Below are 21,918 nucleotides of genomic sequence, written 5' to 3'. Positions count from 1 at the left end.
GGATCGTGCTGCGATCCTTTCTGACTATTAGAAAAAAATATTAATAAAAATAGTTAGTTAGGTGTATGTTTGGGTTTATGTAAGTAGACGCGAAGGAGGGCCCTGTATGTTGCAACCTGATACAAACTGGTATTGGTTCTACGATTCACATTATGGCTGTCTGTCACTGTCGATGGGCGAAATGCAATTTACCACGCCTTATGCTTACAAGATGTTGAATCGCCCGCCTGTAAGAGCCGCAGAGTTTGACCTGCAGGATCTCGAGCACTATTCCCTGATATCCCGAGAGCTGGAACTGACGGGGATATCTCTTAGTGGCGCACAAAAGACCCAACTAGCACTCAATGCCTGTGCCGCTTTGCGGTTCCATAAACCGTTGATGCCGAAGAGTTGGTTTTTTAAGCGACATAGACATAACGGCCATTACCACCACCTCGCTTACCTGAGTACGGAAACAGATGATGTTCGGGTGTGGGTAATCGAAGAGAAATCCAGCAGTTGCCTGTGCATGCTGCTGGATGACGACATTCAGTTGCAAGAAGGTAAAACACTGCAACAGTTTGGACTGATCCGGGTTACACCGGATTGTATTCTCCCCTGTATGGAAACAACACCTCACCTGAAAACGGCATAAAATACGCCCCGACCAAACTCTCTGAGCAGTTAAATGGAATGGTCTGGGCATTTCCCTTATAATCCCTGCCTTTGAAATTTAACAGGCTATATATGTACGCTTTTCTGATAACCACCTCCAAAGGGCTGGATGTTCTTTTAATGCAGGAAATCGCTGCATTGTGTCCGGATTTAAGCCTGAAATCCAAACCCGGCCAGGTGTTGTTTGAGGGCGAGCTTGAGCATGCATATCGTGTCTGTTTATGGTCAAGGCTGGCCAACAGAGTATTGCTGACGTTGGCCGAAGGCGAAGTCAATGATGCGGAACAGCTGTATCAGGTCGCCAGCAGTGTTAACTGGTCACTGCAAATGGATGTGACACAACGGTTTGTGGTGGATTTTATCGGCACTAACAGGGCCATCAACAATAGCCAGTTTGGAGCGGTAAAAGTCAAAGATGCCATCGTGGATCAGTTTCAGGAACTCTATGAACAGCGTCCTGATGTCAGTAAAGAGCACCCGGACTTACGTATTCAGTGTCGCCTGTGGCGGCAGAATCTGGGGGTCTACCTGGATTTAAGTGGCCATAGTCTGCATCAGCGTCAATATCGTCTTAAGGCGGGCAATGCCCCGGTAAAAGAGCATATTGCTGCGGCGATGCTATATCGCAGCGGTTGGACGCAGAATCCGGATAAGGTGATAGCAGACCCTATGTGCGGAGCGGGTACCGTTGCCATAGAAGCTGCACTGATCGCCTGTAATATTGCCCCCGGACTATCCCGTCGGGAGTGGGGCTTCAGCCAATGGAAAAAACATCAGTCAGATATCTGGAATCGCCTTACTGAGCAGGCCGAAAAGCAGCAACGTCCATCCAGTACTGTGATTTACGCCAATGATATAGAAGCTTCTATGGTTGCACTGGCAAAACAGAATGCCCGGGAAGCAGGTGTTGCACAGGAAATCGTATTTTCCCAACAAAATGCCCTTGATTGGCGCTGTGAAGAAGCTGAACCCGGTTATCTTGTGTCAAATCCCCCTTATGGTGAGCGGCTGGGGGAACTGACAGAGTTGCTGGGGTTATTCGCAAGTTGGGGATTGCATCTGAAGCATCACTTCCGTGACTGGAACCTGTCATTGCTGACATCTAATCGGGATTTATTGCGGCAGATGAAACTGGTGTCCAAAAAGGTCTATCAGTTATATAACGGCAAGCTTGCCTGTCAGCTGGTAAATTTTGAGCTGGATGCGAAAAACTGTGAGGTACGCGAACAGGCCCCGGCAGGAAGTGATTTCGCCAACCGGCTTAAAAAGAATCTGGGCCGCCTCAAAGGCTGGCTTAAAAACCTCGATAGCAACTGTTACCGCGTCTATGACGCTGACCTGCCCGAATATAATCTTGCCATTGACAGATATGGCGATTGGGTTGTTGTTCAGGAGTATGCTGCCCCTAAAGATATTCCCGAGAGTAAAACCCGAAAACGATTGATGGATGCACTGATGCAACTGCCTGCTTTGCTCAATGTCGACCACGACAAGATTGTGCTTAAAGTTCGCCAGCAACAAAAGGGCAAAGAGCAATATCAGAAAATGGCCACCGAGAAAGAGTACCTCCAGGTCTGGGAGAATGGGGCGCGTTTCTGGGTAAATCTTAAAGACTATCTGGACACCGGTTTGTTTCTGGACCACCGCAAGACCCGGGAGATCGTAAAACAGCGGAGCAAAGGCAAGGATGTGCTGAATCTGTTTGCCTATACCGGCGCAGTCTCTGTACATGCAGCGCTGGGCGGGGCCAGGTCTGTCACCACAGTGGATATGTCAAAGACCTATCTGGAGTGGGCCAAGCGTAATTTTGATCTGAACAAGCTTAACAATGTTTATCAGTACCGCTTCCTGCAGGAGGATTGCCTGCAATGGCTTAGTGAACATACCGGCAAATATGAGCTTATTTTCATCGATCCACCGTCTTTTTCCAACTCCAAGCGCATGCAGGCTACCTGGGATGTGCAACGGGATCATCTGGCGTTGCTTGCCGATGCCAGAGCTTGTCTCAAGCAAGGTGGAGAGATACTGTTTTCCAATAATCTGCGTTCCTTCCGGCTTGATGAAGAAGGATTGCAGGCCATGGGCCTTGCCGCTGAAAATATCAGTGCGAAAACCCTGCCTGAGGATTTCCAGCGGAATCCGAAAATACACCACTGCTGGGTGATACGTCATGCCAAATAGTATCATTCTCTACAGCACCGACGGCTGTCATTTATGTGAGCAGGCAGAGCAGATGATATTGACGGTCAGACCAGATATGACCCTGAAAAAAATCGATATTGCTTATGATGATGCGTTGTACGAACAGTATCGTTACCATATTCCGGTATTAAAAAATGCGGCCAGCGATGAACTGAACTGGCCCTTTGATACCTTTACACTGAAAGAGTTTCTGTCTTGAGTCTATTGCAACTAAAAAACGCACAACTGGCCTTTGGCCATCAGGCTTTGTTGGACCATGTTGAAATGGTTATCCACCCACAGGAAAGAGTCTGTCTGGTGGGCCGTAATGGTTGCGGGAAGTCTACTCTGCTTAAAATTATTGAAGGCACTATGTTGCTTGATGATGGTCAGCGTATCGTCTCTGCTGAGACGGTTATTGCCCGCCTCGAACAGGATCCTCCTCAGTCAGTACAGATGAGTATTTTCGATTATGTGGCTGAGGGGCTGGCTGAATCAGGCGATCTACTCAAAGCCTGGTTTCATATTACCGCTGAAGTGGCCAGTGATCCCAGTGAACGTAATCTTAACCGTATGCAACAGTTACAGTCGGAGTTGGATCACCTCAATGCCTGGCAGTTTGAACAGCGGATTACCCAGGTGCTCACTCAACTGGAACTGGACGGCGAGCAAGCCCTGTCATCCTTATCAGGCGGTTGGCGACGCAAAGCGGCTCTGGCCAGGGCTTTAGTGACAGCACCGGACATTTTGCTACTGGATGAACCCACCAACCACCTGGATGTACAGAGTATTCAGTGGCTGGAAAAGGTGTTGATGGAATTCAACGGAACCGTTGTATTTGTCAGTCATGATCGTGCCTTCATTCGCAACATTGCCAGCCGGATTCTGGATCTGGATCGGGGGCAACTGACCAGTTATCCCGGAAACTATCAGCAATATCTCGATAAGAAAGCTGAAGATTTAGCGGTGGAACAAACACACAATGCGTTATTTGATAAGAAGCTGTCTGAGGAGGAACGTTGGATCAGACAGGGCATTAAGGCGCGCAGAACCCGCAATGAAGGGCGTGTCAGGGCACTGAAGGCTCTTCGAAAAGAGCATGCTCAGCGCAGACAGGTACAGGGCGTCGCTAAAGTCAGCCTGGCGGATAGTCAGTCATCCGGCAAACTGGTGTTTGAAGCTAACGATCTCAGCTACGCCATAGATGGCAAGCAGATTGTCCGAAATCTGGATTTCAGCCTGTTCAGAGGTGAGAAACTGGCACTGGTAGGCCCGAATGGTTGCGGTAAAAGTACATTGATTCGGCTGCTGTTTGGCCACATAAAACCAGATTCTGGCACAGTGCGTCAGGGAACCAACCTAGAACTGGCATACTTTGACCAGCATCGCGTGGCCCTGGATCAAAATGCCAGTGTTGTTGATGCAGTGGCCGAGGGTAAAAAAGAGTTGACTATCAATGGTCGTACCCGCCATGTAATTAGTTATCTGCAGGATTACCTGTTCGCCCCCGAGCGGGCGCGGGCTCCTGTGCATTCGTTGTCGGGAGGCGAACGCAACAGGTTGTTGTTGGCGAAGTTGTTGGCCAAACCCAGCAACCTGCTGGTACTGGATGAACCCACCAATGATCTGGATGTGGAAACTCTGGAACTCTTAGAAGAGACCCTGAGTCAGTATCCCGGTACCGTTATTCTGGTCAGTCATGATCGTGAATTTGTGGACAATGTGGTGACCTCAAGCCTGTATTTTGAAGGTGAAGGCCAGATTCGCGAATTTGTAGGTGGTTATGCAGAGATAAATCAGTGGTACAGACAACAAAATTCACCACGCCCGGAAACTAATAGCCAGACCCAAAGTCCAACGGCGAAGCCTTCTGCATCCAAAGGGCAGAAGCTCTCATATAAATTCCAGCTTGAACTGGAGAAGTTGCCACTAAAAATTGAACAACTTGAACAACAGATTGCTGAACTGGAGCAAGTGGTAAACGCGCCGGACTTTTTTACACAGCAATCTGAACAAACCGCCAACCTGCTTGAGAAGCTTGCCAATACTCAGAAAGAGTTGGAGCAAGCCTATGACAGGTGGGAAGAATTAGATAGCATGTCTTAGTGACAAAAATGCCCTTGCAGTAAAACAGGATAACAAATGACAAAAGCAAAACTTTACCCCTTTTCCACATTGGCGTTGGCGTGTTTAAGCCTTGGCGTATCAGCGGCCAGCTATGAGATCGTTGAACTTGACGCGACGGACAAGGGCGTTGCTACCTTTGCCACTGCCATCAATTCGCAAGGGCAAACAGGAATACTGGTGCAGACTCCGTTTAATCCGCCAATTGACACCAGTTTACTGAATCTGAGTGAAAACCAGACGTTGCGGGATCAATTGAATGATCCGGAAGCCGTAGAAGCCGGCCAGATTAGTGCTGAAGATCGGGTAATTATTTATCGTTATCTGGTGGGGACTGTACCGGGAAATCCTCTGTTTCAGAAACTCGGCTCAATCCATAGTTTTGTCACAGATTCCAGCGGCAGCAACGAAGTTACAGGGTTTGATATTGTTGATACGGATATGGGCGGACTCACCCGCAGTGTTGATACCTATGTGACTGATATTAATAGTCAGGGAGATGTCGCTGGCTATGGAAGCGCACCTTACACGAAGTTTCCCTGGATAGATGACGAAGACGAGGCTCTGACTTACGTAGCCAGAGAATTCAAGCGCAGAGGGTTTGTCAGAATCAATGGGGAGTTGGTTGATTTACCGCCTGAAGATACATCTCTGGGCGGTTATGGCCAAGCTAATGCCATAACTGACAACTACCTGGTGGCTGGCTCTGTGTCGCTGGAAGCAAATGAAATTCTGATATCAGCAATGGATGATTGTAATGATGAAGAGAGTAGTGTGGATGCTCCGGTAGAGGTTTGCTACAACAATGCCGTTATCGGCCTCGAGTCTAACTATAACCGCTCTCTGGAGCGCTTCTTTCAGACTCGGGCCAGTGTCTGGCAACTAAGTGCGGACGGCGCGATCAGTGGCCAAACTACCTACGGCATCAGTTATCAGCCTGAGGAAGATGATACGGGGATTTATGCTAGTCGGGCGGCGGATGTTAATGAGCAAGGTATTGCTGTGGGTGAATCAAGCCACCTGAATCCGTTTCGTGATGAGGTGGTACGTAATTACGCAGCCATATTTAAAGACGGTGAAGTAAAGGTTATTGCCGATCAGGAAGATTACTCCATTTCCACCCTGAACCGTTCAAATACACTCAGTACGGCCACTGCCATTAACAATAATAATGTAGTTGTGGGATACGCCATTAAGACGATTAACGGCTTCGATCGTACCAAATTTTTCACTTACAACCTGGATACAGAGGAACTGGTATTCCCTGAGGACTTTTTTCCCGGCTCGGCCAGTATTGCAAAAGATATAAACGACCAGGGACAAATAGTCGGGGAAGGTGAAATCGACTCGGTGATCGGCAGTTCTACCCGTCGTCGCCATGCATTTTTGTATGACATTAGTGAACAGCGTTTTGAGGATCTCAATGATCTGGTTGGCTGTGACTCTCCTTACACGCTAGTGCAGGCGCAGAGCATCAATGAAAATGGTGAAATTTCCGCAGTGGCTACAGTAACAGGTATTCGTAAGGATATCGTCGGTGAGCCAATTCTGGATGATAACGGCAATGAAATTACGGAAGAAACCGTTATGGCAGTAAAACTGGTTCCGATTCCTGGTGGAAGTGTCGATGATTGTGATGATTCAGGTGACAAGCAGGAACGCCAGGGAGCTGGTATGAGTTGGTTGCTACTGACGTTTCTGACAATGCTGGGTCTGAGAAGACGATATCGATAAATCCGTTTTCCGCCGGGATCTGTTACTGAAGATCCCGGCCGGTCAGCAGTATATGGTTGGAGATTCGTCCCGTGCATCTCCGACGCACCCTCCAAACAGAACATAGAAACATTTGTTTTTATTCATTTTTTCCCATCTAAAAGATATCCTTTTGATTTTTAGTGTTATTCCATAACAGGTGTTTTATTACAATTTTATTACTAAATAGTGTAAGGAAAATATTTTACTAATTCAGTTAGTTAAATGATGTCAATAAGTACCTGAGAGAAGTTATATTGAACCATTTCTACAGATCCTCTATCACATAGTTGTGGTCGTAATGATCACAACTTAAAACTCTACGGATGAGGTATCTAAATGAAAAGACAGAAAAGAGATAAACTTTCCCGTGCTCATGCTAAAGGTTACCAAGCTGGCATATCAGGTCGTTCCAAAGAAATTTGCCCTTACCAGACAATGGATAGTCGGTCTCAATGGTTAGGAGGGTGGCGAGCCGCTCAGGAAGATCGAAGTATTGGGTTAGTGAATCGCTAGTCCGTCATCTGTTAAAAAAGCCCCTTATGGGGCTTTTAAACTATTTAAGGAGTCATTTTTTAAAAGTTAGAAATTGCTGGTGTCCTGAAACAGGCCGACTTTAAGGTCTTTCGCTTCATATATCTTCCTGCCATCCACTTCGACAATACCGTCAGCCATACCCATAAAGAGTTTACGTTTGATAACACGCTTCATATGAATTTTGTAAGTGACTTTTTTTGCTGTTGGTAGAATCTGACCTGTAAACTTCACCTCGCCAACCCCCAGAGCCCGACCTTTTCCCGGACCTTCACACCAACCCAGGAAGAAGCCGACAAGTTGCCACATGGCATCCAGACCCAGACAACCCGGCATAACCGGATCTCCGGGAAAGTGACAGTCGAAGAACCACAAATCAGGAGAAATATCTAACTCAGCAATAATATGTCCTTTATCGTAATCGCCGCCTTGTTCTGAGATATGAGCGATTCTATCCATCATCAACATGTCAGGCGCGGGCAATTGGCTGTTACCCGGGCCGAACAATTCGCCCCGGCTACAGGCCAGCAAATCTTCTCGGGAAAAGCTAGATTGTTTGAGTGTCATATTTCACTTATGGTTAAAGATTATTGAGCGCCTTAATTTAGCGAACACTCGTACGCCAAACAACTCTGAACAGTAACTTTTTTTCAATATCAGCAGAATAATCATACAAGCCGCTTCACAGTGGTAAGATCTGCCGATGAGCCAATCAAAAAATATCCCGGGTAAATATGAAAAACACCAATGTGAATGCGGAAAAACAAAGACGATTTCGAGAACGTCAGAAAGAGAAAGGCCGAAAAGAGGTGAGGGGATATGTGAACCCCAAGGCGATGCAATGTTATCAGGAGCTGGCCGAGAAAAGCGGCTGGACCGATAGCGAATTACTCAGTAATGCGTTACGCGTAACTTACGCAGCTTATCGGTGTGGCCAGATTAAGCTGCTAAACGAATGGCTGAAAAAGCATGACTACTGAATACAGGACATCCGACTAACTAAAAGGCCAGACTCTGATTACGAGCGGGAATGCCGACACGCAGGTTTTGGTCTTTGTAAAGTCGATCAGCCAGGGCTTGTTGAGCTTTTGGCTCGCCATGCACCAAAACCACTTGTGGTACTGGCTTAAAATGGCTGATCCAGTTAACCAGCCCGGACTGGCCGGCGTGAGCGGAAAAACCACCGAGTGTCTCAATTTGTGCTTTAACGACATATTGTTCGCCAAACAACTTGATATGCCGGGCACCGTCGACCAGAATGCGGCCCAGAGTACCGCGCGCCTGGAACCCGACAAAGATTAATGTGTTGTTGGGGTTCCAGATGCGCTGTTTAAAATGGTGACGAATACGCCCACCTGTACACATACCACTGCCAGCAATGACAATAGCTCCGCTCTTTATTTTGTTGATGGCCATGGAGTCTTCCGGAGTGACAGCCAGAAAAAGATTAGGCAGAAACTCTTCCAGCGGCGCCTTATGATTTGTATCCAGGTGCCGGGTATCTTCTTCAGACAGCAATTCCAGCCACTTTTCATAAATTCGGGTGACTTCAATGGCCATCGGGCTATCGAGAAAAATCTGCCAGCTATCTAACTTGTTCTGTTGCCGCAGGCAGCCTAAATGAAATAGCAGTTCCTGAGTTCGGCCTACAGCGAAAGAGGGGATCATCACGTTACCGCCTCGTTTCCAGGTATCTCTCAGAATCTGTTCGAGCTGTTCGAGGGTGTCTCCTTCGGTACGGTGCTCTCTGTCACCATAAGTGCTCTCCATCAGCACCAGGTCGGCTTTAGTCGGAGAGCTGGGATCATTCATGAGTACAGCATCCCGTTTGCCTAAGTCACCGCTAAATACCAGGGTCTTTTCATTGCCATGTTCGGTAAAGGTCAGTTCAATGATAGAGGAGCCCAGTATATGTCCTGCGTCATGTAACCGGACATTAGCATTCCCTGAACAAATAGGTCTGACTTTGCAGTAGTCCAGTCCCTCACACAGGCTTAGTACTTTTTCAACATCCTTCATGGTGTATTCTGGCTTACGCTCTGGTTTGCCCTTACGTTTATTTTTGAGATTTTCACGTTCCAGATCTCGTTCATACAAACCCGCTGCATCTTTGAGCATGACTACCAGTAGATCTGCTGTTGCCTTCGTACAGTAAATCGGACCATCGAAGCCCTGATGAACCAGTTTTGGCAACATACCGCAATGATCCAAGTGACCATGAGAGAGAATAACGACATCAATGCCTGCGGGATTAAACTCAAATTGTTCTTCCTCAAGCCGGCTGAGCAAATCGCCTCCCTGGTGCATACCGCAATCCAACAGAATCTGCCCGAAACACTCAGATTCCAAAAGGTGACAACTGCCCGTAACCTCCTGCGCTGCGCCAAGAAAGGTAACTGTAGCCATTTGATAGTCCTTTTATTAAAAATGATTCTGAACTGTTACGTTAGCAGCATATACAATAGCAGACATAAAATTCGGAAATATATTTGATATAGATCAGCCCTTTGCTGACGCTTCGCTTATATCTCTGTGTTAGTTTTAATACACGGGCGTTAGTTTTTTTCATAAGAGAATAACTTATTGAATAGTATTCAGATTTTTATATTCAGAAGATTAAGTGCACTGCTGTTAATCGGACTTTCATTTGTCTGTTTTCCATCTAAGGCCGCTACCTATGCATTACCGGAGAAGGGGAATGATCTTGTCGGTGAAGACCGTACTGTAGTGGTTAAAGCCGGAGAAACCCTGGCCGATATCGCCGCACAGCATTCTCTGGGCTTTAGTGAACTGGTGGCGGCAAATCCCGGACTGGATCCGTGGATCCCGCCACCTGGCAGTAATGTGAGACTTCCCGGACAAGTTATTTTACCGACCTGGCGATCTGGTGTGGTCATCAATCTGGCTGAATATCGGCTGTATTACTTTCCAGAGAATACACACAACGTTATCACCTATCCGGTAGGCATAGGGCGCCTTGGCTGGGATACACCGGTTACCGAAACCCATGTTACCGGCAAAAATAAAGATCCCTGGTGGCGTGTACCAGAAAGTATCCGGCAGGAACATAGTAAGCAGGGCCGCCAGTTACCGGAAATGATCAGACCAGGTAAAGATAACCCTTTGGGAGGCTATGCGATTAACCTGAGTTTACCAGGGTATCTGTTACATGGAACTAACAAGGGCTTTGGCATAGGAACCCGTGTCAGTCATGGTTGTATAAGGCTAAGAAACCAGGATATCGCGACTCTGTATGAGCAACTGCCCGAAGGCACTGCTGTGAGAATCATCAATCAACCGGTAAAAGCAGGCTGGTTGCAGGGTAAATTAATGCTCGAAGTGCATCCGGCGCTGGAACAACCAGAGTTGAATAGCCTGACACCCGTTACGGCCGCCGTGGTACGCTACTCTAATCAAAAACAAATAAGTATTAACTGGGATAAGGTTCTTACGACTGCCAGAAAACAACTCGGTACAGTAAGTCAGATATCATACTAGACGATTATTGTTGCATCCTGGCCCCAGTTGACTAGCTTTATAACAGTGTAAATACGGAGGAAAACATGAAAAAGATAGGTTTCAATCTTATCCCGGCAATGGTTATTCTAGGCCTGAGCGGTTGTGCGTCAAACAATGGCGATGTGCTACAAGCGAAAATAGACCAGCTGCAAAGCGAAATTAATCGGTTGAATAGTCTGAGTAACGAAGTGGCATCAACGGCAAAGTCTGCAGATCGAAAAGCCGAAGAGGCAATGATGGAGGCACAAAAAGCCCAGCAAATGGTAAAAGACGCGGAAGAGAAGGCTCAACGCATGTTTGAACGTTGTTGCGGCAAATGATCGTTACCTTTAAAACAAAGGCATACAGCAATATCACGATGTTTGGTGATGTTGCTGTGCAGTTGCTGAAAATGATGGGCCAGACCGGAAATGTACCTGGTGCGATAAAAGGCGATGATGTGGAGCAAGCCTGTAAACACCTTGAGCGTGCCTGTAAGAACCTGCCCGGGAAAGATCACACGGCGACTTCGCCACCGGATAACGACCAGGGATATAACGATGAAGACGAAAAAGAGGAGGAAAGAAATAACCCGGTAAGCCTTGAACACCGTGCCCGGCCTCTGCTGTTATTGCTGTCATCTGCAGCAAAACATAAGGATTACGTCAGCTGGGAGGCAGAAGAGTAATATTACTCGAAATGAGCGGGGCATTAGCCTGATTCAGGCTTCAACCACATAAAATAAGCAGTCAGATTGGGCGATACTGGCATTGGTGGTAACCATAAAAAGCTTAAGCGCCTGCCTTGTTATGAGTTGATGATTGTCAACGCGAAACCACTGCGAAATCTTGCAGTGATTGCGGTCTAATGTCAGCGCATCGAGATTATTTCCGCTCACCCAACCTAATATCGTACCTTCAGGGGTCACACCAAAATTAAACTTTTCAATGTCTTTATGCAGCGTGATCGCTTTGTCGGCCAGCGGGACATCGGCATAGGCAATGTTATATCCCCGGCAAAGTTCAACCCGGCGAGGCATGGTGAGCTGTTCAATATCTTGCCGGGCACGGAACACATTCTCTGCACTCAGAAATGACATCAGTCCATTGCAGGCAACCACATCGGCCACATCATCCTGGGCACCCCCAGCCTCAACCGTGATGACGGGACAGCCCAGTTCCTGTTCCATCAGTGAACCAAGCTGAATATCGGTGAGGATCATCCGATGACTGAAATGAGACGTCAGTGCAAGATGCTGCTGTGTGGCCCGGGTGCTGACACAAAATGCCGGGCCGCTGCCAGAGGTGTTATGTAAATCAATAATAGCTTGTGGAGTAAAGCACAGGAGCTGCTCACGGATGGCCTCGGCTAACTGGTACTGCAGGTTTTTACTGGTTGTACCAAAACAGCGGTTCAGGTCCGGTTGACCGGGTAGCATGCGATGGCTGAACAGGGGCTCAGTTTTGGCTGCTACCACAGAAGCAATGATAAATTTGGTATTTACCTGGGGCACAAATTCCTCGTTGAGTAATCTGTGAATGGCTCTGAGACCTGAGGGTTCATTTCCATGCAGCAAGGTTACTACTACCCGTGTTACTGATGTATCAGTGCCGGGTACATGCAGTACGCTGGGCCCTGGCAGATAATGCAGAAAATTGCTGAGGGTTTTACCCACGCAGAGTTCAAAGGGTGGGTAGAGGTGCTGTAATCTTAATCCGCTCATGGACTCAGACTCCAGTTGGCAACGGCTTCACCGCTTAGAGATAAACGCTGATAATCCTCCAGCATACGATGCAGTGCCTTTTGCTGGTCGCAGGATTCCAGGTGTTGCTCCAATCTCTTAAGTTGCCAGCTGGAACCCGTGATACCGGTATCCAGGCGTTTTTCAATCACTGTCAGCAGACGATTTGATTCTTCTGCGGCAACGCCCAGCTTTGCCAGCCCCCTTGCGGCCTCGGGTAATAAGAAGCGAAGCACATCAACCACTGCGCTTTCTCGCAGGCTGTGCTGATTGTTTGTTGGCCACAACACATTTGTACTCAGCCCTTTTTGCGCCGCACGATAAAAATTAAATTCGGCGTAAGGGAAGGGTAGTCTGGCCAGCAAGCCTTCTATATCTTCAGCCAGTGCAGTGGTCAGCCCGATGGCCAGGGCGGCGTTGGCCATCATGTCGATAACCGTGGGGCCCGCGGGCAGAGCGCGATATTCTATACGTAAATGCCCGCCATTTTTGTATTCAAATACTGGCCGGTTCCAGGACCACACGGTTCCGTGGTGAAGAGATAACTCGAAGAAAGGGGAGTTGTCTGGTGAAAGATAAGGCATCAGCGGGCGGTAAAGTGCAACATTTTCCGCAAACAGCTCCCAGGCGCCTTTTCTGACCCAGCCACGACCAAAAGTGACCCGAGCGGGCTGGCGCCATTCGGTCAGCTGAGGGTTCCTTGAGTCAATAGACTGTTTAAACAAGGCTATGCGGGTTTCCTGCCACAGTCTCTGGCCGAGAAAAGTAGGAGAGTTACCGGACACCGCCAGTACCAGAGGCGTAACTAACTGGGCGGCATTATAGTAACGGGCGAAGGATTCACCAGGCACCTTCAGATGTACCTGAAATGAGGTATTGGCTCCCTCTAGGGTGACCTCATCACAACGCATTTTCAGTGAATCCTGGCCGTTTATATCTACCAGAAATGGCTCGCCTTTTAATGCCGTAAGCTCTTTGGTCAGTGCACGGTATCTGGGACGATCTGTCATATAGTCCCTCTGCAAATGGGTGCTGTTTAATGTAGGCAGAATGCCTATGCTTATAATATCGCCCTGGTGTGCTTTTGCATGTTGACGCAACTCTTTGATAATAGGCTGCAATTCAGCTTCCATTGCTTTAAATGGTTGCCCCCGTGCAGCGACCGGAGAGAGGTTAATCTCCAGGTTAAATCGATTCAGTTCTTCGGTAAGCAAGGGATGTTGCATGGCCTGCAACAGGGCTTCATTGAGGGGCGCCGGGAAGCCATTATTATCCGTGATATAGAGTTCAAGCTCCGCACCGATACTGGCCGGCCCATCTGAAAAACCGGGTTGTTCAAGGATTGGTTTCAGCTCTGTGAGTTGTTGTTGAATACGCTGACGGTACTCAGTGTGATCGGCCGGAGAAAAATGATCTTTACTGAGAGATTGTCCCATAGGCAAACCTTTGTTTTTGATTTAACTATGACTATAGACAAAGAAATCAGCTCAGGAGCAAGTAACAGGCACAAATTCTGTTGGAAAAGATCAACGCACTTTACCTGGGCGCTCACATATACAGTCCCAAACTACGTCCAGAATGGAGAGCACAGGCTGCAATAACCCAAGCGATGTTTAACGTTGAAGATGACCAACAGCTGGAAGACTACCTTTATGCTCAAGCTAGACGAATGATTTATATCGCCCATAATTATATTCAACCCATTGTTGTGTTTCTTGAACAGAGTCATGCGCAGTATGCTGATAGTAATAAGGATAAACTTTTCAGCAAATGGAAAGATACACTCATAGAGATACAAAATACGCAGCAACAGGGTAAATACACGGACACCAGTTTGTTAGCTCTTGATTGTTAGATGTAGAGCATTATCAGACATGATGCGCTACGCAAAATCTGACAGCGTAACGACAACACAATCACACACAGATTTCACGTAGCAACGTCAAAAACCGCCACATATCAATCAGCATAACTTGCCAGACTTTCATCTGATCATTTACCAGCACAACTTAGCTACTATAAATATACTATCTCTACTAATGTATATTATGTTAAATCAATAATCCATCGTATAAGGGATCTTACTGATTGTGTGTATTTACTGCATACCACCCTCTCCTCGCTTACAAAAGACAAAAATTATGAGTAATACGCCTTAAATCCCCGGCATTGTGCCCATGCTGGTCATTGATATGTTTAAAATGATCCAGGTCAATCATAAAGGTGACTATATCGGCATTCTCTGGCTTGGGTGCCTTACCGTTTTGCCAGTCAGTATATTTGCGGCGGCTTAATTCAAGATCATTGGTGACATGTTGTTCAAGGTAGAGGCGGTTATTAAGCCCGGTTAGTCTGTCTGTAAGACTTAGCGCCTCGACTTTCTGATAGGCCAGCTGCAGCTCCTGATTCTTGACATTAAGTTGCTCAGTTCTGCGCTTCACTAGTATGCTGAGTTTAGTGTTCAGGCGTTTACGCTGATAACCGCGGTAAACAACAAAAAGCAGAAAGAATCCGACGAAAAGACTACCAAAAAGAATATTGCGCTGTTGCTGCTGTTTGTCTAACTGCGCTTGCTGTAACGCTTTTTCTTTTTCGAGATGTCTCCTAAATTGTAGATAGCGCTGGCAACGCCCGGCTTGTCTTCCAACTGATAATTAAGTTCAAGGGCTTTTTGATGGGCTTGTATGGCTTCCTCATATTGCCCCATTTTTTCGGTCACTAAACCAATACTGTTATATGCAGAACTAATTGAGGAGGTATCGTCGAGTTGCCGATAAATTTGCATTGCCAGATAAATGTAGCGGAGTGCGTCGGGGTATTGAGTCTGGTATCGATAGGTTAAACCCAGTTGACGGTAGCTATCCGCAAGCCACTTCTCATTACCAGTACCCTGAAACAGCTCAATGGCTTGGTTCAGGTAGTTTTTTGCTTGTGGGTATTGGTTGCGCTCCATGTGGTTTCTTGCCAGGGCAAAAATTGCTTTGCCCTGTTGTACAGAACTTCCGGACTCTGCGGCTGCCTGCATTAAACGATGGGCCAGCTCGTCGGCTTCGTCGATCAGCCCCTGTTGGCGGGACTGACTGACTTGTTCATACAATTGATCCAGGCTTACTTGCTCTGATAAGGCTAAACAGTAAGCGCTCCAGGTGCTCAGATTGATTACAAGGAGGACCCGGATTATCCACTTCACTACTGCTTCCTGTTCTCAAACCACTAATCTGAGATAACTGTACCCTATTCGGTGTGCATCTCCCAGCCAATATTGCGGGTTACCGTACCCACAATATTGGTTACGCGTTACCTATTTTGCCTTTGCCCATGCAGCACACCAGCCATCATTGGCGACCAGGTTATTGGGAAATAATGCACATGGTCTCCAGTCTTTACTCGCGTCGCCTTGTATATGCATACAATTTGCGCAAGTTTGCCCGTCCTTTTCCGATTTGTGAACATATTGCAGTGCTTTAGCACTGGGGTTGTCCAGGCTTAGTTTTTCTTTAGCGCTGGCACTAAGGGTTATTCCGCCTGTTGTCAACCCAATCAGGGTAGCCCCTGAAATTTTCAGAAAGTTTCGTCTGTTAAGTTCTGACATGTTTTACCTCTGGCCTGTTGAGAAAGAGAATAATTGCTATTTGCCCCCACCTGAAACAACAAAGGCCCGTCTGAAAACGGGCCTAGCGGGGACAACTATTAATACTAGCAGAGCTGAGCTAAGGATCGGTCTTTATTACCATTTCGCCCGATTTAAACAGGATGCTCTCTCCGGGTTGCATCTTTTGTCATTGTTCATTGTTGGTCAGAGGCTCTGTAGCAACGACCGTTACCACATCGTTAATAGTGGTATGTTCTGAAAAATCGATGTTACCCTTTATGCTGTAAAAGGCGACTCCCCATCCGTCCTTATGCGGGCCTGTGCGCCCTCTCCGCTCTCTTAAGCCTTTGAAGCTAAAGCATATATCTGTTGGCACATTGGCGGACATTCCCATTAGTTCGCACATGATATTGTTTATTCTGCCTGTAAAGCCATTGATGGAGGGCGAAAGTGTACGCTTTTTTAATCCAGCACGTAAATGTGTGGTAATTAATAGATCCAAATCAAACGACTCTTCTTCAGAATTGCCATACTAAACAGGTATTTTTTCTAAGATTGCCAGGAGATGAAATCGTGAACTACCTGTTTAAAGTATCTTACAGCAGTTTCAGCACCGTTATGAGGATGGAGAGAACATACAGAGTTTGACTGCATCGGCAACAGTGTCTACTGGGGAAAACAATCATTTCCGCTATATGCAGGCCATTCCTGTTGATGGTGTTTGCCTTGCCTGTCATGGTGCTGATATTGCGTCCTCAACAAAACAAATGTTGGTAAAGTACTATCCACATGATCAGGCAACCGGCTATAAGGCAGGCGAATTAAGAGGCGCATTCAGCCTGATAAAAGAACTGAAGCAGCACTAATCTATCAGGTCTTCAGAGTCCTTTTGCAAAAGAATTAACAGTATTGCCGCCATCTGGATGGAATACCAAAAAGCCCCTTCTAATGCTGTGTTACCGCTTTGGGTTTGCCACATCTGAAAATAAGCACCACCTAGCGCTGAAAATAAGCCAAACCATAGCACTATAGCCAGGCTCAGTCCGATAGCGGCAAAGTGCTTGGCTTTATGAAACTCTGCGGCTGTGTCTCTAAGGGCCTTCAGCATGTCGTAAGCGCCACGCAAAATCAGAAAACCAGCTAGTAATTCAAGGATGATGATGACACTTAATACGACCCACACTAATGTCTCAGAGGTAATAGCAGGGCCGATACTTTGTGGATAAAGTTCATGCCCCTGCATAGATAGTGTCTGCTGAACAAAGCTGAACGATGCACCCAGGTTCATCAGGTTTTGTAAGCCATAGAGCAGGCAAAACATTGAAGCAAAAGCGATTAGCAGAGTTTTCAAAAACCGCATTGTTATATCCTTATTATTTACTATTCCAGCGTTGTACAATTTAGCAGCAAGATCAGTACTTTGCACCTTTGTGAATCAGAACATTTACGGATAAGGCTTTGATTTACCCCACTGGTCTCTATTATTGTATTGAGAATCACGCGCCTAAGAGAAACCTCAACATGGATTTTATCTGGATACTGTTCGCTTTTGTTTGTGGCCTGGGCGTAAAGTTGCTGCACTTCCCACCGCTGATCGGCTTTCTGGCGGCTGGATTTATACTTAACTTTGCCGGTGTACAGCCTGCAGATAGTCTGGAGACCCTGGCAAACCTGGGGATCACACTGTTACTTTTTACCATTGGTCTGAAGCTCAACATTCGTGATTTACTCAAGCGTGAAGTATGGCTTGGTACTGGCGGCCATATGTTGCTCTGGTCTGCACTGGTGAGTTTACTCTGCATCGCTCTGAGCACATCCGGTCTGGCCTACCTGGATATTCTTGACTGGCAATCCGCAGCATTGCTTGGATTTGCGCTGAGTTTTAGCAGCACAGTGTGTATCGTAAAAATGCTCGAAGAAGCGGGTGAAATGAAAACCCGTCATGGCAAGGTTGCCATTGGTGTACTGGTCATGCAGGACATACTGGCGGTGCTTTTTCTGGTTGGGGCAACAGGTAAGATACCCTCCATATATGCATTTGGCTTGTTTGCGCTGTTATTGATTAAACCTTTACTGAACAGGTTGGTTTCAATGGCAGGGCACGGTGAACTGCTTCCTCTTACCGGTTTCTTTCTTGCCCTTGGCGGATACGAATTGTTCAATCTCGTTGGAATCAAAGGGGACCTGGGAGCCCTGCTGATGGGAATATTGTTAAGCAGCCATGTCAAATCAGCCGAGTTAAATAAGGCCCTTTTGAGTTTCAAAGACCTTTTTCTGATTGGATTTTTCCTGTCTATCGGGTTTACCGCATTACCGGATATGCAAATGGTACTGGTTGCGCTGCTCCTGTGCCTGATATTGCCGATCAAATTTATGTTGTTTTTCTTCATGTTCACGGGGCTAAGGTTAAGAGGCAGGACGGCGTATCTCTCTGGGATGGCGTTGTCTAATTTCAGTGAATTTGGCCTGATAGTGGCGGCACTGTGTGTCGATCTATCGTTATTAAGTAAAGAATGGCTGGTCATCCTGGCGCTTGCTGTGTCGTTTTCCTTTGTGATCACCAGTATTATCTATCGTTATGCCCATACCGGTTACTCAAAATATCAGATTCAGATTAAACGTTTCGAGAAAGCACGCCGTTTACCCGAAGATATATACCATCAGCCAGTTAATGCGCAGCTATTGGTAGTTGGTATGGGACGTGTGGGCAAAGGTGCATTTCTTGCCTTAAGCGAGGTACTCGGTAAGCAGGTCTGGGGCATGGATGCAGACAGAGATCGCGTAGAGCGCCAGAAAAACCTGGGCATGCAGGTTATGCTCGGCGATGGTGAGGATGCGGACCTATGGGACAATATGGATATGAGCAATACCAACCTTATCCTGTTGGCACTGCCTTCGACGGAAGATATTCGTCATATTCATGATCAGTTGCGTAAAGCAGGTTACAAGGGGCAATTAGCCGCTATCGCCCGCTATGAAGACGAGCGTATAGAAATGATTCAGCATGGTATTGATCATGTGTTCAACTTTTATACCGAAGCCGGTACCGGCTTTGCCGAAGAAAGTCTGCAACTGCTAAAAAAATCAGCGTAAGCCCCTATTCAGGATAGTGGGTATTGAAGTAGAGCTCCCGGTAAAAGGAGTTATCATCACGACTGAATACCATGGATAATTTCCATTGCATAGCAGGTTCGCTGCAACTACCGAGAAAACTGATACCACTGAGCGGTAGCTGCTGACGATCAATAAACACCAGTGTTTGTCCCATATACATATTGACGCCTTCAATATGGGCTTTCTCGAGGCGATAGCCAGTGGGTATGTCAAAGGTAAACTGAATCTGCTCCTCAATGGGTACGGGTCTCGGAGACAGGCTCACTGAACCCGTTTTTCCACCTAATTCAAACTCACAATCTGAATGATCCAGAATACAGCTCTCTTCGTTGGTATGTTGCGGCACAGAGGAGGATGTTCTTAACCATTGCGCCAGGGACAATATGACCACTAGAATTATCAGACTAAACAACAGTGAAAGCGTTCGGGAAGGTGGCATATTGTTGCATTCGGGTTAACGATTTAGCGCATTAGTGTGAATTATTGACCAGGATCAATCAAGGGCCAGATAGTCTATCTTTTTAGGGGTAAAAACCTTATCATTTGCGCCCGAAGTACCAGTAGATTAAGACGGTTTTTCAAGCGCTTAAAATCGTTTCTGGCTGGCATAATATGTTTTATTCTCTATGGTTATCAGTGAATAAAACAAATCATTATTAGTAGCGGAAGATTCAAAACAATGAATGAAACCACTCAGGCACATCCGGAATATAATTATAAGGTAGTGCGACAGTTCTCCGTCATGACGGTGATATGGGGAATTGTCGGTATGTTGGTCGGCGTACTGCTTGCGGCTCAGTTAATCTGGCCTGAGCTTAACTTTGATACGCCATGGCTTACCTATTCAAGACTCAGACCCTTACATACCAATGCGGTGATATTCGCATTCGGTGGCTGCGCTTTATTTGCCACATCCTATTATATCGTGCAGAGAACTTGCCAGACTGCGCTTTTCAGCGACAAACTGGCGGCCTTCACGTTTTGGGGCTGGCAGGCGGTGATTGTTTTGGCCGCCATTACCTTGCCCTTGGGACTCACGTCTTCAAAGGAATACGCTGAGCTGGAGTGGCCCATTGATATTCTGATTACCCTGGTTTGGGTAGCCTATGCGATTAACTTTTTCGGTACCCTGGTGATTAGAAAAACCTCGCATATTTATGTAGCCAACTGGTTTCTCGGAGCTTTTATACTCACGGTTGCCGTGCTACATATCGCCAATTCTATGGTTGTGCCGGTTTCATTTTTTAAATCTTATTCCATTTATGCCGGCGCAGTAGATGCGATGATGCAGTGGTGGTACGGCCATAATGCTGTTGGCTTTTTCCTTACCGCGGGTTTTCTTGGCATGATGTACTACTTTGTGCCCAAACAGGCTGGCCGTCCGGTCTATTCCTACCGTCTTTCAGTGGTACATTTCTGGGCGCTGATTGCGCTGTATATATGGGCCGGTCCACACCACCTTCACTACACCGCCCTGCCCGACTGGACGCAGTCTTTAGGGATGGTGATGTCAGTGATTTTGTTTGTGCCATCCTGGGGAGGCATGATTAACGGCATCATGACATTATCAGGTGCCTGGCATAAATTACGCACTGACCCCATTCTGCGCTTTTTGATTGTGTCGCTTTCCTTCTATGGTATGTCAACCTTCGAAGGGCCGATGATGGCAATTAAAACCGTTAATGCGCTATCTCACTACACCGACTGGACTATAGGACATGTTCATTCCGGTGCCCTTGGGTGGGTAGCCATGATATCAATTGGCTCCATTTATCATCTTATTCCGGTGCTCTTTGCTCAGCCGCGAATGTACAGCACAAAGCTCATCAACATCCACTTCTGGCTGACCACTATCGGCGTGGTGCTGTATATCGTAGCAATGTGGATCTCTGGTGTGATGCAGGGACTTATGTGGCGAGCTGTCAATACCGACGGTACCCTTACTTACAGCTTTATAGAAAGCATTGAAGCGTCCAAACCTTTCTACTTCGTGCGTTTTATCGGTGGTTGTTTTGTGGTTACTGGCATGTTCCTTATGGCGTACAACTGTTATCGCACGATCCGTGCACCGAAGAACAGCCTACAGGCTGAAGCACAACCGGCATAAGTGAGCAGTCAGATATGAAAAATGTACATGAAATAATTGAAAAGAACACTGGACTGCTGGCAATCCTGATTCTGGTAGTGATCAGTTTCGGTGCCTTGGTGGAAATCGCTCCGTTAATGTTCCAGCGCCAGGTCACAGAGCCGGTTGAAGGGCTCAAGCCCTATACGGCACTGGAGCTGGAAGGAAGAGATATTTATATCCGTGAGGGTTGTGTGGGCTGTCACAGCCAGATGATCCGCCCCTTCCGGTCAGAAACTGAACGGTATGGGCACTATTCTGTTGCGGGTGAATCGGTTTGGGAACGCCCGTTTTTGTGGGGTTCTAAGCGTACCGGTCCCGATCTGGCCCGTGTCGGTGGCCGCTACAGTGATGAATGGCACCGGGTTCATCTGATGGATCCCAGAGCCGTCGTGCCTGAATCGAATATGCCTGGTTTTCCCTGGTTGGCCGAAAACACGCTTGATGGCGAGCTGACGGCTAAGAAAATGCAGGTGTTCAGAGACTTTGGTGTGCCTTACACCGATGAAGATATAGCCGGTGCAACAGAAGCCGTTAAGGGTAAAACTGAAATGCAGGCACTGATTGCTTATCTGCAGTCACTTGGCACGGCGTTAAACTAAC

The 21,918-nt window shown here is 47.0% G+C and carries 24 protein-coding genes and 1 pseudogene; 15 read left to right on the top strand and 10 right to left on the bottom strand.

Translation table 11 applies throughout. From position 1 onward, the window contains the following. The first annotated feature begins 106 nt into the window (after window positions 1-106). The 6 genes from CDA54_RS01675 (at window position 107) to rmf (ending at window position 7,227) form a co-directional block, all read left to right on the top strand. Window positions 107-634 carry a cell division protein ZapC domain-containing protein gene (locus tag CDA54_RS01675; protein WP_099033255.1) on the top strand — a complete coding sequence of 176 codons (528 nt, stop codon included), beginning with the start codon at window positions 107-109 and terminating at the stop codon, window positions 632-634. 92 nt (window positions 635-726) lie between these two features. Continuing rightward, entirely contained in the window at window positions 727-2,835 is a 2,109-nt protein-coding gene (rlmKL, locus tag CDA54_RS01670) for a bifunctional 23S rRNA (guanine(2069)-N(7))-methyltransferase RlmK/23S rRNA (guanine(2445)-N(2))-methyltransferase RlmL (protein WP_099033254.1), read from the top strand. Then, window positions 2,825-3,055, top strand: coding sequence for a glutaredoxin family protein (locus CDA54_RS01665; RefSeq protein WP_099033253.1), 231 nt, complete (start codon window positions 2,825-2,827; stop codon window positions 3,053-3,055). Before rlmKL ends, CDA54_RS01665 begins: the two co-directional genes overlap by 11 nt. Next, complete coding sequence (gene uup / locus CDA54_RS01660; protein ID WP_099033252.1) at window positions 3,052-4,941, top strand: ATP-binding cassette ATPase Uup; 1,890 nt, start codon at window positions 3,052-3,054, stop codon at window positions 4,939-4,941. Before CDA54_RS01665 ends, uup begins: the two co-directional genes overlap by 4 nt. A gap of 36 nt (window positions 4,942-4,977) precedes the next feature. Next, on the top strand, window positions 4,978-6,693 hold the full coding sequence (locus CDA54_RS01655; RefSeq protein WP_099033251.1) for a DUF3466 family protein: 1,716 nt from the start codon (window positions 4,978-4,980) through the stop codon (window positions 6,691-6,693). 357 nt (window positions 6,694-7,050) lie between these two features. Continuing rightward, the gene (gene rmf / locus CDA54_RS01650; RefSeq protein WP_082633216.1) at window positions 7,051-7,227 is read left to right on the top strand and encodes a ribosome modulation factor; all 177 of its coding nucleotides are present in this window, start codon (window positions 7,051-7,053) and stop codon (window positions 7,225-7,227) included. A 66-nt stretch (window positions 7,228-7,293) separates the two neighbouring features. On the opposite strand, the gene fabA is transcribed toward rmf, so the two are convergent. Next, the gene (gene fabA, locus CDA54_RS01645) at window positions 7,294-7,812 is read right to left on the bottom strand and encodes a 3-hydroxyacyl-[acyl-carrier-protein] dehydratase FabA (protein ID WP_099033250.1); all 519 of its coding nucleotides are present in this window, start codon (window positions 7,810-7,812) and stop codon (window positions 7,294-7,296) included. Window positions 7,813-7,979: 167 nt separating this feature from the next. Between fabA and CDA54_RS01640 the strand changes: the two genes are divergently transcribed. Next, window positions 7,980-8,225: a hypothetical protein gene (locus CDA54_RS01640; RefSeq protein WP_088328497.1), complete on the top strand. Its 246-nt coding sequence runs from the start codon at window positions 7,980-7,982 to the stop codon at window positions 8,223-8,225. Between the two features lie 19 nt (window positions 8,226-8,244). Here the strand turns inward: CDA54_RS01640 and CDA54_RS01635 are convergent, their stop codons facing one another. Further along, entirely contained in the window at window positions 8,245-9,651 is a 1,407-nt protein-coding gene (locus CDA54_RS01635) for an MBL fold metallo-hydrolase RNA specificity domain-containing protein (protein WP_099033249.1), read from the bottom strand. A 177-nt stretch (window positions 9,652-9,828) separates the two neighbouring features. On the opposite strand from CDA54_RS01635, the gene CDA54_RS01630 reads away from it, so the two are divergent. The 3 genes from CDA54_RS01630 to CDA54_RS01620 all read left to right on the top strand — a co-directional run bounded on the left by CDA54_RS01630 (window position 9,829) and on the right by CDA54_RS01620 (window position 11,431). After that, the gene (locus CDA54_RS01630) at window positions 9,829-10,743 is read left to right on the top strand and encodes a L,D-transpeptidase family protein (RefSeq protein ID WP_218962357.1); all 915 of its coding nucleotides are present in this window, start codon (window positions 9,829-9,831) and stop codon (window positions 10,741-10,743) included. A gap of 65 nt (window positions 10,744-10,808) precedes the next feature. Then, the gene (locus CDA54_RS01625; RefSeq protein ID WP_099033248.1) at window positions 10,809-11,084 is read left to right on the top strand and encodes an Lpp/OprI family alanine-zipper lipoprotein; all 276 of its coding nucleotides are present in this window, start codon (window positions 10,809-10,811) and stop codon (window positions 11,082-11,084) included. A 38-nt stretch (window positions 11,085-11,122) separates the two neighbouring features. Then, the gene (locus tag CDA54_RS01620) at window positions 11,123-11,431 is read left to right on the top strand and encodes a DUF1840 family protein (RefSeq protein ID WP_229748044.1); all 309 of its coding nucleotides are present in this window, start codon (window positions 11,123-11,125) and stop codon (window positions 11,429-11,431) included. A 33-nt stretch (window positions 11,432-11,464) separates the two neighbouring features. Here the strand turns inward: CDA54_RS01620 and CDA54_RS01615 are convergent, their stop codons facing one another. Beyond that, window positions 11,465-12,466, bottom strand: a complete 1,002-nt coding sequence (locus CDA54_RS01615; protein ID WP_099033246.1) for a M14 family metallopeptidase — start codon at window positions 12,464-12,466, stop codon at window positions 11,465-11,467. Next, window positions 12,463-13,920 (bottom strand): glutamate-cysteine ligase family protein, encoded by a 1,458-nt coding sequence (locus CDA54_RS01610; protein WP_099033245.1) that lies wholly within the window; start codon window positions 13,918-13,920, stop codon window positions 12,463-12,465. The genes CDA54_RS01615 and CDA54_RS01610 overlap by 4 nt, the downstream gene beginning before the upstream one ends. Window positions 13,921-14,000: 80 nt before the next feature. Here CDA54_RS01610 and CDA54_RS01605 point away from each other — a divergent pair, with 80 nt between their 5' ends. Beyond that, window positions 14,001-14,339 carry a hypothetical protein gene (locus CDA54_RS01605; protein ID WP_099033244.1) on the top strand — a complete coding sequence of 113 codons (339 nt, stop codon included), beginning with the start codon at window positions 14,001-14,003 and terminating at the stop codon, window positions 14,337-14,339. A 268-nt stretch (window positions 14,340-14,607) separates the two neighbouring features. Here CDA54_RS01605 and CDA54_RS01600 read toward each other — a convergent pair whose 3' ends face one another. The 4 genes and pseudogenes from CDA54_RS01600 to CDA54_RS19805 all read right to left on the bottom strand — a co-directional run. Beyond that, on the bottom strand, window positions 14,608-14,925 hold the full coding sequence (locus tag CDA54_RS01600) for a GGDEF domain-containing protein (protein WP_180237081.1): 318 nt from the start codon (window positions 14,923-14,925) through the stop codon (window positions 14,608-14,610). 119 nt (window positions 14,926-15,044) lie between these two features. Continuing rightward, window positions 15,045-15,674, bottom strand: coding sequence for a tetratricopeptide repeat protein (locus tag CDA54_RS01595; RefSeq protein WP_099033242.1), 630 nt, complete (start codon window positions 15,672-15,674; stop codon window positions 15,045-15,047). A 111-nt stretch (window positions 15,675-15,785) separates the two neighbouring features. Further along, the gene (locus CDA54_RS01590) at window positions 15,786-16,076 is read right to left on the bottom strand and encodes a high-potential iron-sulfur protein (RefSeq protein WP_099033241.1); all 291 of its coding nucleotides are present in this window, start codon (window positions 16,074-16,076) and stop codon (window positions 15,786-15,788) included. Window positions 16,077-16,329: 253 nt separating this feature from the next. Beyond that, window positions 16,330-16,482 (bottom strand): annotated as a pseudogene (locus tag CDA54_RS19805) (class II glutamine amidotransferase); the annotation flags it as partial. Between the two features lie 187 nt (window positions 16,483-16,669). Between CDA54_RS19805 and CDA54_RS01580 the strand changes: the two are divergent. Continuing rightward, window positions 16,670-16,942: a Tll0287-like domain-containing protein gene (locus CDA54_RS01580; RefSeq protein WP_099033239.1), complete on the top strand. Its 273-nt coding sequence runs from the start codon at window positions 16,670-16,672 to the stop codon at window positions 16,940-16,942. Here CDA54_RS01580 and CDA54_RS01575 read toward each other — a convergent pair. Then, window positions 16,939-17,436 carry a DUF2165 family protein gene (locus tag CDA54_RS01575; RefSeq protein ID WP_099033238.1) on the bottom strand — a complete coding sequence of 166 codons (498 nt, stop codon included), beginning with the start codon at window positions 17,434-17,436 and terminating at the stop codon, window positions 16,939-16,941. The two genes, CDA54_RS01580 and CDA54_RS01575, sit on opposite strands and share 4 nt — an antisense overlap. Before the next feature lie 161 nt (window positions 17,437-17,597). Between CDA54_RS01575 and CDA54_RS01570 the strand changes: the two genes are divergently transcribed. Next, on the top strand, window positions 17,598-19,169 hold the full coding sequence (locus CDA54_RS01570; protein ID WP_099033237.1) for a cation:proton antiporter domain-containing protein: 1,572 nt from the start codon (window positions 17,598-17,600) through the stop codon (window positions 19,167-19,169). A gap of 4 nt (window positions 19,170-19,173) precedes the next feature. Here CDA54_RS01570 and CDA54_RS01565 read toward each other — a convergent pair whose 3' ends face one another. After that, window positions 19,174-19,629 carry a hypothetical protein gene (locus CDA54_RS01565; RefSeq protein WP_143452243.1) on the bottom strand — a complete coding sequence of 152 codons (456 nt, stop codon included), beginning with the start codon at window positions 19,627-19,629 and terminating at the stop codon, window positions 19,174-19,176. A 240-nt stretch (window positions 19,630-19,869) separates the two neighbouring features. Between CDA54_RS01565 and ccoN the strand changes: the two genes are divergently transcribed. After that, window positions 19,870-21,297 carry a cytochrome-c oxidase, cbb3-type subunit I gene (gene ccoN / locus CDA54_RS01560; RefSeq protein WP_099033235.1) on the top strand — a complete coding sequence of 476 codons (1,428 nt, stop codon included), beginning with the start codon at window positions 19,870-19,872 and terminating at the stop codon, window positions 21,295-21,297. Between the two features lie 14 nt (window positions 21,298-21,311). Continuing rightward, window positions 21,312-21,917: a cytochrome-c oxidase, cbb3-type subunit II gene (gene ccoO / locus CDA54_RS01555; protein WP_099033234.1), complete on the top strand. Its 606-nt coding sequence runs from the start codon at window positions 21,312-21,314 to the stop codon at window positions 21,915-21,917. The last annotated feature ends 1 nt before the right edge of the window (window position 21,918 follow it).

The sequence above is a fragment of the Lacimicrobium alkaliphilum genome, from assembly GCF_002591895.1.
Taxonomy (GTDB): domain Bacteria; phylum Pseudomonadota; class Gammaproteobacteria; order Enterobacterales; family Alteromonadaceae; genus Lacimicrobium; species Lacimicrobium alkaliphilum.
Note: the sequence above shows the minus strand (reverse complement) of the source record. Positions and strands in the feature narration are given on the sequence as shown.